2 protein-coding genes (1 of these 2 cut by a window edge) are annotated in these 16,018 nt (G+C 70.9%); both read left to right on the plus strand.

What is annotated here, in order from left to right; all coding sequences use genetic code 11:
• On the plus strand, nt 1–483 hold the full coding sequence (locus ACFWM2_RS33045; protein ID WP_383287607.1) for a hypothetical protein: 483 nt from the start codon (nt 1–3) through the stop codon (nt 481–483).
• Nucleotides 483–16,018, plus strand: the start of a protein-coding gene (locus ACFWM2_RS33050) for a UvrD-helicase domain-containing protein (protein WP_383287609.1). Its footprint extends 16,600 nt past the window's final position; only the first 15,536 of its 32,136 coding nucleotides appear in the window; its start codon is at nt 483–485; its stop codon lies beyond the right edge, outside the window. The genes ACFWM2_RS33045 and ACFWM2_RS33050 overlap by 1 nt, the downstream gene beginning before the upstream one ends.

Here is a 16,018-nt window from a genome sequence, read left to right on the forward strand (position 1 = left end):
GTGAATCAGTACAGGCGGCTGGCACAGCAGCACTGGCGGGAGTTCCGGCCCGGGCGCATCACGGAGATCGATGACCCTGAGGCCTTCTTCACCGAGCTGGGCACCGATGTCCAGACCGAGGTACGGCAACGGTGGACCGCTGAGCGCGTCGCCGCGTCCGCCGTGGCGGGGGAGTCCTACCTCGAGCGGGCCAGCCGACTCCAGCAGATGCGCCGCGATGCCGAGGCCGAGGTCCTGCGCGAGCTCGTACTGCTTCCTGCCGACGACGACATCGACCTGGCAGACGATCCGCACCTCACCGACACCGAAGCAGCCGAAGAGCAGTGGCGTGAGCACCACCTTCACGAACTGCTGGACGGCCGCAGTGTTCCGGGGGACTTCGGCGCCGCGGACCGTCTCCGGCTCCGCGCCGGCGCCCCAGCCCGGCTACTGGAGCTGACCGGGCTCTCCGATGAGGCACTGCGCCGGCAGGGGCTGCTGTGATGGCGGCCGAGGAAGGGGCGTTTCGCCCCGAGACCCAGAACGATCTCGCTCCGGCGGCGCCGATGGCCCGTCTGGAGGCCAATCTCGCGGCACTGCACGTGCTGCGCCAGATTCAGCGCGAGGAACGGGAAGCCACCGGCGATGAGCAACGGGTGCTGGCCCGCTGGTCGTCGTGGGGGTCGTTGCCGAACGTCTTCGACCCGTCCGGGGAGCGCACCAAGACCCGGCGTGAGCAGTACGAGGCGGCGAACGCCGAACTGCGAGAGCTGCTGAGCGAGAAGGAGTACGCGGCCGCCCGCCGCACCACGCTGAACGCGCACTACACGGATGCGGCGTATGTGCGGATCATCTGGCGGGCGCTGCAAGCACTCGGGTTCGAGGGCGGTCGGGTGCTGGAGCCGGGATCCGGTGTCGGCACGTTCATCGGGATGGCGCCCGAGGGTGCGGAGGTGACCGGTGTCGAGCTGGACTCGGTCACCGCCGCGATCAGCAAGGCCCTCTACCCGCAGGCGCGGATCCTCAACGAAGGGTTTCAGGACTCCCGGATCAAGAGCGGTGAGTACGACGCCGCGATCGGGAACGTGCCGTTCCACTCGGCACGGCTGACCGACCCACGGCACAATCCGGGCAACTTCCCCATGCACGACCACTTCATCATCAAGGCACTGGAGGGTGTCCGGGTTGGGGGAGCGGCCGCGTTCATCACCTCCACCGGCACGATGGACAAGACGTCCAAGGCCGCTCGGGCGGAGATGGCCGAGCTCGCCGATCTCGTGTGCGCGATCCGGCTGCCCAACGGAGCGCACTCCGCTGCTGCCGGCACCGATGTGGCCACCGACTTGCTGGTGTTCCGCCGCAAGGCGCCCTCCCACAAGCGCCAGGGCGCGATTTTCGCCAAGACCGAGACGCTGACCACCGAAGACGCCAAGTCCATGGACGTCAACGAGTACTTCAAGGGGCGCCCCTTCAACGTGCTCGGCACCCTCGTTCCCGGTCGCCGGCGGGGCGGCAAGTACCGGCCGGAAGTGAAGGTCAAGCGAGGTGACACCGCGGCCCGTCTGCAGGACGTGCTGGACCGGGAGATCGCGGCCGCCGTCGAGGACGGCATGGTGATGACCGCGAACCCCGAGCGCCGCCAGGAGGAGCTGCTCGGCCCCGATGCGCGCACCCAGTTCGGTGAGGACGCGGAGCGGTTCGACGGACGGATCATAGAGCTTGAGGACGGCAGCTTCTGGGCGGCCCGGCTGGAAGACAGCGAACCGCACCCCTGCGCCAAGACCCAGCGCAAGGAACTCAAGGCGCTGCTGGACATCCGCGACGCGGTGTCCGATCTCCTGGACGCCGAGACGAGCCCGGACTCCGACGAGGCCTACCTGGCGTTCTTGCGGAGCGCTCTCAACGCGAACTACGACGCCTACGTCAAGAAGTACGGGCCCGTCACACGCTTCACCCGCCAGGAGCGCACCCGGAAGCTGGCCTGGGACGACGTGCCCGAGGAACTGTCCGAGCAGCTCATGGACGCCTCCCTGGAGGTCACGGGCCGCCTCGGGTCAAAGCAGCAGGCCGCGATTGAGAACCTCGGCGACGGTGTCCTCAACGACGACGACCTGAAGGTCCTGCTCGACTGGAAGGCCACCAGCGCTCCCAAGGCCCTGCGCAAGCCGCTGGATGAACTGCGCGCTCTGTACAAGGAATTGAAGGACGCCGGAAAGCTAATCACGTGGGCCCGGGTACCCCCGACGCAGGGCGGTTTCGCGGACGACCCGCACGCCCCCCTCGTCTACGCTCTGGAAGAGTTCGACGAGGAGACAGGCACCGCGACCAAGGCGGAGATCTTCACCCAGCGGGTCACGGCCCCCCGCCAGGTGCCCGACCGCGCGGAGACCCCCGAGGAATCCGCCGCGATCAGCCTGGACATGTACGGCGAGATCCGTCTCGACGTCGTGGCCCGCCTCCTCGACTTGGCCGACGAACAGGCCGCGCGCACCGCGCTGGGCACCGTTGTGTTCACCGAGCCCCACACCGGACGCCTCGTGCCGGCGGCCGAGTACCTGTCGGGCAACGTCCGCATCAAGCTCACCCAGGCCCGCGACGCCGCCGACATGGACGAGGCCTTCGCGGTCAACGTCGCCGCCCTTACCGAGGTCCAGCCCGCGGACGTCCCACCGGAGGAGATCAGGGTCAAGCTCGGCGCTCCGTGGGTCGCCGCCCCGTATGTGCAGGAGTTCCTGCGGGAGTTGCTGCGCGATGACTCCATCAAGGTCGAGCGAGCCGCAGGCTCCACCTGGACGGTCAACTGCCGCACCGAGCGCAACGTGATGACCACCGCGGTCTGGGGCACCGAGGAGATGCCCGCCGTCCAGATCATTCGCGCCCTGCTCAACCAGAAGCCCATCAGCATCAGCCCCAGCTACCCCGAGGAAGCCTCGACCGCGGAGAAGGCCCGGCTGCGGGCCGAGGCGATGACCGCGACGACCATCGCCAACAAGTACGCCGACCGCATCAACGACGAGTTCCGCAAGTGGCTGTGGCGGGACGACGAGCGCGCCGAGACCCTCGCCGACCTCTACAACACCCGCTTCAACAGCATCGTCCTGCGCAACTACGACAACACCCCGGCGATGTCGTTCCCGGGCCTGTCCAACGAGTTCTCCCCGCGCCCGCACCAGCAGGCCGCGGTCTCCCGAATCCTCAACGAGCCCTCCGCGCTCCTCGCCCACGAAGTCGGCGCCGGCAAGACGCTCGAAATGTCGATGGGCGCCATGGAGCTGCGGCGCCTGGGACTTGCCCGAAAGCCCGCGATCGTGGTGCCTAACCACATGGCCGAGCAGTGGACGCGTGAGTTCCTCCAGGCCTACCCCGGCGCCAAGATTCTGACCGCCTCCACCAAGGATCTCTCCACCCGGCGCAAGCGCAAGAAGTTCGCGGCCAAGGCCGCCACCGGTGACTGGGACGCGATCATCATGACGTACGGCGTCATGAAGGCGATCCCGCTCTCCTCGGCCGAGCACGAGAACTACATCTCCAATCAGCTCGCCGACTTCGCACGCGACCTGGAACAGCGCCGCGCCAAGCTCATCGCCGACGGCGAAGACCCCGAGGACGACGACACCGTCAAAGCGGTCGAGGGCAAGAAGCTCGTGCGCGAGCAGGCCCTGCGCGACCGGATGCGGTCGATCCGCGACGGCGGCCTCAGCTGGGAGCAGCTGGGCATCGACTACCTGTTCGTCGACGAAATCCACAACTTCAAGAACCTCTACAACCCCTCCAACAACGCCGGGCTGTCCATATCCGGGTCGATCCGCGCCACCGACCTGCACATGAAGCTCGAGTACATGCGGGGCAAGTACGGGTCCCGCGTGGTCACCGGCGCCTCCGCGACCCCGGTCGTCAACTCGATCGCCGAGGCGTACGTGTGGATGAAACTCCTGCGCCCCGACATCCTCAAAGCCCTCGGTCTGGAGTCCTTCGACGACTGGGTCGCCAACCACGCCGAGATCGAAACCAGCATCGAGATCGCACCCGAAGGCGGCCTGCAGACCAAGTCCCGCTTCGCCCGCTTCACCAACATGCCCGAACTGCTCACCGCCTGGTGGGTGCCCACCGACGTCAAGACCGCCGAAGACCTCGGCCTGCCCGTGCCCGCGGTGGCCAAGGGCGGGCCGCAGATGGTCGAGTGCCCGCCCACCAGCGTCAACGCGGAGATCGCCGCGGAGGCCAAGTCCCGTGCCAGGGACATCCGCTCGCGGGCGGTGTCGCCGGACGAGGACAACATGCTCAAGCTGGCGTCCTGGATGCGCCAGGCCGCCCTCGACCCTCGCCTCGTCGGCAAGGCCCTCGACCCCGACGAGCCCACGAAGATCTCGATGGCCGCCGACAAGATCGCGGCCCTTTACCACCAGCACAAGAACGACGACTACGGCGACGACCTGCCCGGAAGCCTCCAGCTCGTCTTCGCCGACCTCGGCACCCCCTCCAAGGAAGCCCTCAAACAGGGCAAATGGACCGTCTACGACGGGCTGCTCATGGAGCTCGCCGCCCGTGACGTGCCCACCGAGGGCATCCGCTTCATGCAGGAGGCTCAGACCGACCGCGAGAAGGCAGCCCTCTTCCGCGACGCCCGCAACGGCAAGATCTCCGTCCTCATCGGATCCACCGAGACCATGGGCACCGGGACCAACGTGCAGCGCCGCGCCATCGCGGTGCACCACCTGGACTGCCCCTGGCGCCCCGTCGACCTGCACCAGCGCACCGGACGCGTGGTGCGCCAGAAGAACCTCAACTACGACCTCGGGCGCGAGGTCCACGTCTACAACTACGTCACCCAGAACTCCTTCGACGCCTACGTGTGGCAACTCGTCCTCGGCAAGGCCCGCTTCATCACCCAGCTGATGAGCGGCAAACTGACCGACCGCACCATCGAGGACATCGCGATGGAGGACTTCGAGCACATGCTCGAAGCCGTCAGCATCGGCGCCGGCGACCCCCGCCTGCTGGAAGTCGGGCGGCTGCAGAAGGAGATCGACGGCCTGGAGGCCGAGAAGCACGCGCACAACGCCGCCCAGGCCGGACTGCAGTACACCATCGACACCCAGGCTCAGCTCGCCGAGCAGCTGCAGGCCGACATCGACCTGCTCAACGGCTACATCGGCACCGCCACCACCCCCGGCACACGCCAGTCCACCCGCGGCGACGACTTCGCCTTGACCGTCCTGGGACGCACCCACACCAAGCGCAAGCAGGCCACCGCAGCCCTGGCCTTCCGCCTCGTCGACGTCATCGACGAGCTGCGCGGCAAGCCCGCAGGCATTGAGCCCGTCGAGGTGGCCGTCCTGGGCGGCGTCCCCGTCTACGCCCGCATGGGCATGTTCGACCTCTACCTCAACTTCGGCACCAGCGTCGGCGTTGGAGAGGAAGTCAAGGTCGAGCCCGCCCGGATCCGCAACGACCCCGGCTCGGCGGCGGGCACCATCCAGTCCCTGGAGTACCGGCTCGCACACCTGGAAGACGACCTCGCCCAGGCCCGCACGGACCGCAACACGGCTCTCGGCGAGGTGGAAAACGCCCGGGCCCACATCGGCAGCGTCTACCACGACGGCGACAACCTGGCCGAGACCAAGGCCAAGGTTGCCGCCCTGATGGCCGAGCTGGACGCCGAGTCGGAAGTCAAGAGCAGCGGACCGGCCAAGGCCATCCCCAGCTACGCCACCGGTGGTGGATCCCAGGAGCCCGCGATGGCCCGTGGCGGAGGGGGCGGGGGCTCCCGGCGTTCACGCTCCCGCAGCCGCTCCGCCGGCGCGGCCGGAGGCACCGACGCCACCAGCGACGACCTGGGAGAGAATCCCGAGCGGCCCGAGCACTACAGCGACCGCCTCAGCACACTGATCGCCGAACGGCTGCTCACCGAAGCCCTGCGCACCGTCGTGGAAAGCCACCCCCAGGCCGCCACAAGCCCCGGCGGACGCAAGCTGGCCAAAGCCGTCGACCGCTTCCACGACGAAAGCCGCGAGCTGCGCCGACGGCGCCTGGACGGCCAGCCCATAGCCGCCAGCGCCGCGATCGTGCCTCCCCAGTGGTGGCGCACCGCCATCGCGGAAGCCACCCAGGCGCTGGGCAGCAACCCAGCCGCCACCGACCTCAAGCGGCTGGACCGCCTGGCCGCGCTGCACGAAGAGCGCTGGAACGCCACCCTGGCCGACCCGGCCGCCCTCGCCCAGTGGGAGGACTCTCCCGAGCCCACCGCGGACCCGGGCGCCGGCGACAGCGGCCGCGAATACGTACGCCTCGACGACCTCGGCCTCAGCGCCAAGTACACCGTGGGCACCGACCCCGTCACCGCACACACCCTGCTGCGCGAACTGATGGAGGACACCCCAGTCCTGCTGAGCATCGTCAGCTCAGGACGCCAGCTCACCGCCCGGCGCCGCGACCACAGCACCATCGAAGCCGTCTCCAACGACGCCCGCTTCCTCGGCGTGGCCCGCCGCACCCCCACCCCCACACCGACCCAGACCACGCCCGCAACCGCAGAGCCCAGCAGCCCCGCCGCAGAGGCGACCGGTGCCGCTCCCGCAGCCGCGCCGCTGCCTTCCACCCCGCCCCCGTTCAACCCCCACGACCTGCGGCACACACCGTCCCCCACTCCGGCCCTGACCCAGGAAGACCAGACACCGGACGCGCCGACCGGCGAGACGCCGTCGCAGGACGCACCCCTCGACGCCGGCGCCGCCACCCGCCAGGAACCGGGCGAGCACGCAGCACAGGGCCCCGCGGAAGACACCGAGCTCGGGAGCAACCAGCAGGCGTCCACGGCCGAGACACCCGCTGAGAAAGAGGCGACAGCGCCCGAGCCTGAGGCACAGCCGGACACTGGTGCCCCCCTCGCCGAAGGAGACGCAGACCCCAGCCCCACGCCGCCCGAAGCAACGGCAGCCGCCGCCTCCCGCAGCCCCCGCGAACCAGGAGATGCCGCTCCAGCCAACCGGCCTGCCCGCACCGAGCACCGCTTCACCTCAGTGACGGCCGCCCGCAACCACCTCAGCAACGGGGTCCGCGACCCGCGCTGGAGGCGGCAGCCGCGCACCCACAACGGTGTCGCCATCAGGGGCGCCACCAAGCAGGAGAAGGCCCAGGTCCGCATCGACACCTACTCAGCCGGCTGGAACATGGACCTGGCCCGAAACTCGCAACTCTCCGACCTGGGGAACTTCCTCGTCACCCGCGAGGGCCGCGGCAAATGGGACGTGTACCACGTCGGCTCGGGCACGATCATGACCGACCGGGCCGCCTACCGAAACAGCGCCGACGCCCTGGACTTCGCCAACGCCCTGGAAGACGCCCGCGACGTCCAGGGCCGCCCCATTGACTGGGGAGCGCCCTACATCGGCGACCGGCTGGGCCTGGCCGACGGGCGAAACGAGATCGAAGCGGCGATCGCCCGGGGCGCCCAGCCCGCGCTGACGGCGACCTCTCCACAGGAACCGGACCTGCCCGCCGACGCCACCCAGCGACCGGAGCAACCCGCAGAAACCGAACCCGAGGCGCTGCAGCTCTTCTCCGCTGAGGACCAGGATCCCCCCGCGCCCGCCAGGCCCCAGGCCGAGAAGATTGAAACGCCGCAATCGGTGCCCGTGTTCACCACGCACAAGCAGTGGCAGGACGCCTTCGTCCAGGTCGACGGCGCCGAGGTCGCCCTGAGCCGGGCCGCCGGCGAGACATGGCCACAGGACTCCATCCCCCACGCGTTCACGCAACTGCGCAAGCACCTGCTCGCCGCGGTCGCCGCCATGGAAGACGGCGACTACCACGACACCGAAAGTTCGCTGACCCGGAGCCTGGAGCAGGCAGAGCGGCTACTGCGCAGCCTGCGCGGAGGCGACCGCGCCACCATGGGCCCGCCCCTGGAGACCTTCGCGAACCTGACGCGGACCTTCCTGGCCAGCCACCGCGCCACCCTCACCCAGCGCGGCGCACAAGACAGCCTCACCCGCACCATCGAGGCCGCCGCACGCGCCCAGTTCGAAGACTTCATGCGCACCTGGAGCGCCCAGAACACCGAGGTCACCCAGGCCATACGCGACGGCGCCGACGACGACACCGTACGCGCCATAGCCGCCGCGGCCGCGCCGCAGGCAGAGGACGAAGAGCCGATCCCTGACCCGCCCGATGACGGCACGGCCACCCCCGTCGCGGCCACTCCCGCAGCAGCAGCCGAGGGCGACAGCAGCGGCGTCCCGCAGACGGAGTCGACGGAGCCGCCCGCCCCGTTCCGTACGGACGAGGACATCGCCGAAGCCCTCGCCCGCCTGGAAGAGCCGCTGGGCAGGTGGACCGCAACCGGCCTTCGCGACGACCTGTTCATCCGCGGCTCCCACACCGAATCCCACCAGCGCGCGGCGGCGATCGAGCGCCTGCGTCAGTCGGGCAGGCCGAAGACGCGCGCACTGCGCGCCGCCCTGGAAGCGGCCGACGCCATCCTTCAGGAGATTCAGGAGCGGCCGGGTGTCGACTTCTCCGGCCGGGCCAAGCCCGCCCTCACCGCGCTGCGCGAGGAGCTGCGGACCATCCTCGCGCGGGCCACGCAGACACGCCCCAACAGCATTCCCGCTCCGGCGTTCGCCCTCGCCTCACAGCCGGGCCCGGACACCGCACCGGACGCCCCGCGTGACGCCCCGGCGGGGGCGTACCCTCCGGCCACGTGGCGGTGGGAGATCACCGAAGACCGGCCCGAGCCCTACTGGAGGGAGTACGACACCGTCTCTGCCGCCATGGGTGAACTGAACTCCCTGGTGGCGCTCGCTCACGCCGACATCCCCCCGGAACTGCCCGCCGACACAGCCCCCGAACTCGCCGAGATCCTGGCCGAGTTCAACGCGTCCTGGAGTGCGACCCACACTCTCGACAGCCGCGACTGGGCCGCTGCCCTGCAGGCATACACCCGCGCCCAGCTCGCCACGCTCGCCCTGGCTGCCCGCAAGGAGCTGGGGACGACCCTGTCGGGGAACCTGCGTCATCTGGCCCGCCGAGCTGCGCTGCACGTAGACCGGCTGGCCCACACCCCCCAGGACGAGCCGGACGAGGCCTGGCTCGAGGAGTTGGCCACCGCCGCCTACGAGCCGTTCAACACGAGTGAGGAGATCAACGAGGCCCTGGCAGTCCTTCGCGAAAGGGCCACCGACGAGTTCAGCCGAGCACAGCTGGCTGCGGCTCTCACTCCGCGGGGCGAGGGCGCCCACCTGCAGGCCATGCACGGCCTGGCCCGTGCCGTGTTCACCTCGCCGGTACCCAGCAGCCAGACCACGGGCGCGCTGCCGACCTACCTCGGGCGACTGGCCCACACCCTGCTCACCCACCCCGGCATCGCCCACGCACCGCTGCAGGGGCAGAGCCGTCCTCTGCACGCCCACTACCGCGACCTGCCCCCGGCCGCGCCGTTCACCACCACCGACGGTGTGAGGGACGACGCCGCCATGCAGCAGTCCCACGAGAGGGTGACCACCTGGGCCAAGCGCGCGGCCGAGCAGTACCGCGTGAATGAGTCGGCCGCCGAGCGGCGTCTGGTCGCCGCGTGCACCGAGATCCAGCAGCGGCCCCTGACCGCGGCCGACGAGCACATCTACGCGTCCTGGCCGCACCTACTGGCGACCGCCGCCGACCTGGCCCGCCAGGTCATGCGCGAGCACGACGACAAGGGCCAGCACGCGTACCGGGAGAAGAGCTTCTCCGACTTCGCCGAAGCGGGCATGTGGCACGCCCGGCGCCTGCACAGCACCCTGATCGAAGAAGAGGGCGCTCTCGACGAGGAGTTGCAGGCGCTCACGCGCACCGCCCTCGCCGACCAGACGCTTCTTGCGGCCCTGGGCACACCAGCCTCCCGACTGACCCGCCACGCCCCCGTACCGTTCGCCCCAGCCCTGAACACCTGGCTCGCCGAACGCGCCGAGAGGATGCCACCGCTCCTGCGGCACACCCTGGCCTCGGATACGACGCCGACCGGGTTCACCGGTGTCTTCGGCCGCCTGGCAAAGACGCTTGCCGAAAGCGCCACCGGCACCGATGTGCCGCGCACCGGCCGGCGTCTGCCCCTTCCGCCGCAGTGGGAGCAGCACGCCACGGCCGTCGACGCCCTCCTGGACGCGGCCGCCGACGATCCGCGCATCACCGCCCTCGTGATCAGCAACAACCCCTCCGACGACCTCATCCTCAAGGACGTCCATGACTGGATCCTCGAACACGTCATCACCCACCTCTCCGAGCCCGGGGCGCCCGGGGACGAGGAACTGATCGACGCGTTCTTCGGCGACACCGACACCCTGGACTCGTTGGTCACCCACATCACCGCCCAGACCGCCCAGACAGCGCGTACGGGCCTGATCCCCGAACCCGCCGCCCTGTTCGCCGTGCAGAAGGGGGAACAGCTCCGCGTCTACCGCGGCTGCGATCTGGAAACGTGGCTCGGCCCGGACGACGGGTTGATGCTGCTGCCCGCCGATGGGGCAAGCGCGCTGTGGTCGCGCGGCAACGGCCGTATCGGCGCCCTTCATGCCCTCCCGCAGCAGGAAGCCGAGCAGTTCGCGGCCGCCGCACAAAACCAGACTCCCGCCCAGGCCACGGCCCTTCTGCAGGACGAGGCACAGGCCTGGCCCGGCCTGGCAGCGCTCGATGAGCCGGTACGCGAGGCGCTCGTCGCCTTCGCCACCCTCTCTCCCGACACCCAGCCCGCAACCGCACCGACCATCGCGATCACGGTCACCGAACCCGAACCGGGGGAGTGGGACCCGGAGATCCTCCACCCCACGCCCTACCCGCCCCGGTCACAGGCCGTGGAGAGCGTCGACATCCTGCTCTACGACATGCGCGAGTGGCTCGCCGGCCATGCCGAACTGCTCGAGGACCTCGTGCAGTGGCAGGCCGAGGACGCCCGGGACGCCGTGGAGGAGGCCGAATTCGGGGTGCCCGAGGCAGGCGGCAACGGCGGTCCCGCCGAGCACTGGCTCCAGGTCGCCACGGCCGGTCAGTGGCTGCGGGTGATCCACCAGCGATTGACCGACAGCGACACCGCCCGCCCCGTGAACCAGGCGCTGAAGGAGCTCACCTCGCTGCTGCGCTCAGTGGACAACTACCTGTCGCGGGCCGCCGTCCGCGGCATTCCCGCACCCAGCCTCCAAGAGCTCGCGGCCGCCGCCGCAGCCGCGCCCGCGCCGTTCGCACGGGCCCAGGACGCCACGGCCGCCCTTGCCGGCCTCCAGGAGGCCTGGCGTGTGTGGGCCCGGGAGCTGGAGCCCATGGAGCAGCTGGGCGACGTGGAACGGCACACGGTCATCCGCTTGCACGCCCTGCTGGATAACCCGAAGCCCGGCGCCACACCCAACGGCTGGTACGCCCTGCTCGCGGGCGCCGGTGACCTCGCCCGGGGCGCATCCAGCGAGGTCGCGGACCGGATGCTCGGATGGGCGGGCCTCGCCGACGCCATCGAACAACTGCGCGCCCGGTGGGCTGCCACCATGCGCTCCGCCCCCGGCCTCGCCTCCGAAGCGGCACGCCGCAGCGGGGTGCTGCACCTGAGCAGGCCCGAACTCGACGCGGCCAACCCGCCGACCGACGCCGTGGAGTTCGCGGCCCGGCACACCTACCTCATCAGCCTCGCCCAGCGGCTGATGGTGGAGGAGCGGGGACTGCGTGCCGAGGACCGGCCGGACGAGCGCACCCTGCTGCGGCTGATCAGCCTCGTCACCGACCAGCACGCCGACATCAGCCAGAGTCTGTCCCCGGTGCTGCCCGCGCTCCTGCACGAAATCAGCGAGCGCGCGCTGAAGGTCTGGCACGTCCAGTCCGAGGAAGGCCACCGCAATCACGGCGAGCTCCTGATGTCGCTGAGCAGCACCGCGCGCCGGCACGCCGCCATCATGCAGAGCTTCGTCGACGAGGCCGACCCGCAGGTCCAGCAGGAAGCCGCGGCACTCGCCGCACAGGCCACAGCCGACCCGCAGCTGATGGCCGCCATCACCTACACCGCCTCCCCGTCCGCCCCGGTCCCCCAGGCGCCCGCCCTGTGGGCCTGGCTCGAAGCGCGGGGAGAGGACATGTCGCCGCGTCTGCGGCGAGCTGTGCACAGCGACATCGGCCCCATGGGCGACTTCACCGGCCTGTTCGGCTCGATCTGGCGTTCCCTGCGCGCCGCCGCACCGGGGCAGGACACCTCCCCGGGGCGGCTGCCGTCCGCCGGCACCCCCCTGCCCGCGCGCTGGCAGAAGTGGACCACTGAGATCGCCTCCCTGACGGACGCGGCCAGCAGCGACATCGACCTGCGCCTGCGCCTCGACGCGAGCCTCGGCGACGACCCGGAAGATCTGATCACCGCCTTCACCGAACAGCACCTCGCCGCCGGACAGGACATGCTGCCCGCCGGGCTGCTCGAGCTGTACTTCGCCGAGGACAACGCGCCCACCACTGCCGCCGACGCTCTGCACACCTACCTGATCACCGAGGTCACCGCACGCCTCACCGCCGCTGCCGCGACACCCGGGCCCGGGACGCCCGTTGCCGCTGGTGAGCTGGCCGCGTGGCACCTGGCGGACCCGCAGGGCATGGGCGACACGGAGGAGCCCTACCCCGACCAGGCCGCCGCCCGTACCGGGGCCCTGCGCGTGGCCGCCGCCCTGGGCGCGTTCACCCGCACCTGGCGCGGACGCCAGTACGTCAGCGAGAAGGCGCTCAGGGAGATGGCCGACGAGGCCGGCGCAGCGTTGTGGCAGGACGCGACCGCGCCGCAGCCCGGCATCCTGCCCGAGGCCGCCCAGTGGTGCCACCGGCTGGTGGACCTCGCCCACACCTTCCAGTTCCGCCTCGACGAGGACGGCATCCACGAGTCCACCATCATCGATCTGGCCTCGGCCGCCTACGACCACGCTTCCCGCATGCACCTCACCGCCCAAGCGGCGTCCGGGGACACCGAGTGGCCGGCCGGCACGGAAGGTCCCGAGCAGATCCGCGCCAGCACCCTCGCCCAGACCATCGCCGAACACATGCCCGCCTCCCAGCTGATGCGCAGCGCCGCCGGCGACACCTGGGACGAAACGATCACCTACACCGCACCCGAGCTGTATGCGCTCGCCCGGAGCCCGGGTTTCGATGCCCCGGTCTGGGAGAACGGCACGGTGAGCCTCACCGGCGACGGTGCGCGGCGCATCTTCACACCCGTGGGCGGGCAGCCCACCGACACCATGAACCTCAACCGGCGGGGCCCCTTCAGCCCGGCCGTGGAGGAACTCGCCCAGGCCTTCGACAACGCCACCGACGAGCCGATCACCACGGACACCGAACTCGACACCGCGGTGGCGGCACTGGCGGAGTTGCACACGAGCGCGACACGCCACCTGCGGATCCTGCTCACCGACGCCGACCGCGAGGAGGTCACCGCGTTCGAGAGGGCCATGCCCTCCCTCGGCGGAGCCCACGCCTGGCACGTCCAGGCCGCACAGGCAACCACGCTGGCGACCGCCTCCGTGCGAGCCCGCAGGAGTGTCGAGAACCTGATCGGGCGGCACAGCAGGCACCACACCGCCGTACCCGCCCACCACGCGCTCCTGCTCCTCGAGCAGGCGGCGGACCGGCTCGCCGAGAAGCTGGTGCCGCAGCGGACCACCACCACGGGTGAGACCTACCCGCAGCAGGACATGCTCTACGCACAGGAGAAGATCACGGCGCTGGCCTATCTCCTGCGCAACCTGCCCCTCTCGGACACCGCCCCGGCGGAGCAGACCCGGGACCTGGAAGCGGCTCTGCGTCTGTGCGACGGGCACCGTGACGTGGGCGGCGTGGCCGGGGAGGTCCACCGGTACCGGGAGCTCGCAGGTGAGGCCAAGGCGCTGTCCGAGGGGCGCGGGGGCAGCTGGTCGTCGTGGGCGCGCGAGCTGGCGCAGGCGGCCGACCGCCACGCAGACCGCCTCACCCGCCACCTGGCCACGCTGCCCACCGACGAGCTGCAGCAGCCCAGCCGTCCGGCACTGGCCCAGGTACCGCAGTCCGTGACGGTGGTGCCGCTGGGGGCGGAGCCCTACGCCGATGCCGCTGCCGCGCGCACCGGGCAAGATGCCCTGCTGGAGCTGGTGCGTGCCGTGGTGGTCGATGCGGACAACCCCCACCGGGCGGGTAACGCGCCCATCGTGCTCGCCGGACTTCTCCAGGCCCGCGACTGGGGAGAGGCCTACAGCGATCACGCCGCACTGACCACCTTCGCCGAACAGGCCCGGGACGCGGCCCGCTTCCGCCGCCACAACCGGATCGATGACGGTGCCGGTCTCGACGTCGCAGCCCAGGCCGCCCTCGAACACGCGGGAGCGCTTGCCGCCAGCGAACGTGACATGGGCCCGCAGCTGCAGCTCGCGCTGCTGGAACTGCGTGCCCGTCTGGAAACCGACGAGACGCTGATCGCACACGCCGACCCCGGCGCTGCCCCGGACCTTGCTGAGCAGGCCATCGGGGCGTGGCTCATCGGGAGGGACTGGCACGAGGGCCTGCCCGAAGCGCAGATTCGACTCCTGGAAGAGACCATCGGCCGCGCCGGTCACGATCTGAACGAGGCGCCGCTCGGCGCGTGGTGGGATGCGGTCAGGGCCGCGCGCCCCGCGGCCATCGCCGCGGCCCTGCGGGCAGAGTTCCCCGACGGCACGGTGCGCCGCTCCATTGCCCCCTTCCGCGGCGCGCGCGGCCCGCTGCTGGACCAGGTCGAGAAGGTCCTGGCCCTTGACACCGTCCGGGAGCGGCTTTCCACCCCCACCTTCGACGATCTCGGTGCCGCCTCGCTGCGCCGCGCCGCCCGGATCCTGGCTCGCGACGACAGGCTGGAAGACCGCGCAGACGCCTACCGGGCCAGCCTCGACCTGGCCCGGGCCGCCCGCTGCCTCTGGGAGCACGCCATACGCGTCGAGTTGCCCTGGTCCGACCGCGACACCATCCTCGAGCTGCGCGAAGCCGCCACATCCCTGGCAGCCGACTGGGTCGCCTCCGTTCAGGACGACCGGGCCCGCGCGCAGCTCTTCCGCGAGAACAAGAGCGAACACGTCCCGCTGTGCCCGCCCTCCCCGGCCACCGCGCCCTGGGACCAGGTCACCTGGGCCGAGCGGACCGTGGCCCGCGTCCTCGACGGCAGCGGACTCACCTCGGGCGCGTGGGGAGGCGGCGGCTACACGCTGGTCCCGCACCTGGACGGGACCGTCGCCATCACCATGACGATGATGCGCCTCGAGGCACCCAACGTGCGCGATGCCCGCATCGGGAGCCTGCACGACCTGGGCTGGCAGCCCGTCACCGTCGACGAGGACAACCCGCGCAGCGCCCACAGCGGCGAGGCCCGCCACGTCACCGTCACCCTGCCCCGCGGCCTGGACGCCGAGCGCTACCACCTCGCCACCGAAGTCCACGCCGTCCTGGACGCCCACCGCCGGCGCGGCGACCGCACCGAGACCTTCCAGGTGCGCCCAGCCACCGAACGGGACTTTCCCGGCGCCGCTGCCACCACGGCCGTCATCGCGACCGGACGCAGCATCCTCGACTCCGACCTCACGCGCGCCGGCTACACCACCGAACGCCTCGGCGAACACGGCGTGGTGGTACGCCGGCCGCAGGGCGCAGTGCCGGTCGGTCCGTACAGCCCCGCCCACACCAGCCGGCCCGAGGCAGTGCGCCTCGCCGCCGTGAACGCGGCCCTGCGGCCGCTGCACACACAGCTCACCAGCCTGTTGGCCGACGCCCAGGACGCGCCCCCAAGCCTGAACGGTCTCGACGCACTCAGGGGCCTGGGCGCCGAACTGGACGCGCTCGACCAGGACTTCCCCCTCGCCAGCTTCCCGCCGCACGTCCTGGACCGGTCGCCGCGCCGCCACGCCCTGGAGCGCACCGTCGTCTACGGCCTGCTCGACCGGATGAAGCGGGAGGACGCATCCCACAACGAGACACTCGACGGTGCCCTGGTCGAGGAGCACGGGCAGGGCGCCGACCGACACGTCCACGAGCTCGCCGCGGCTCTGCAGCAACT

This window comes from Streptomyces sp. NPDC058371 (genome assembly GCF_042723265.1).
Classification (GTDB): Bacteria; Actinomycetota; Actinomycetes; order Streptomycetales; family Streptomycetaceae; genus Streptomyces.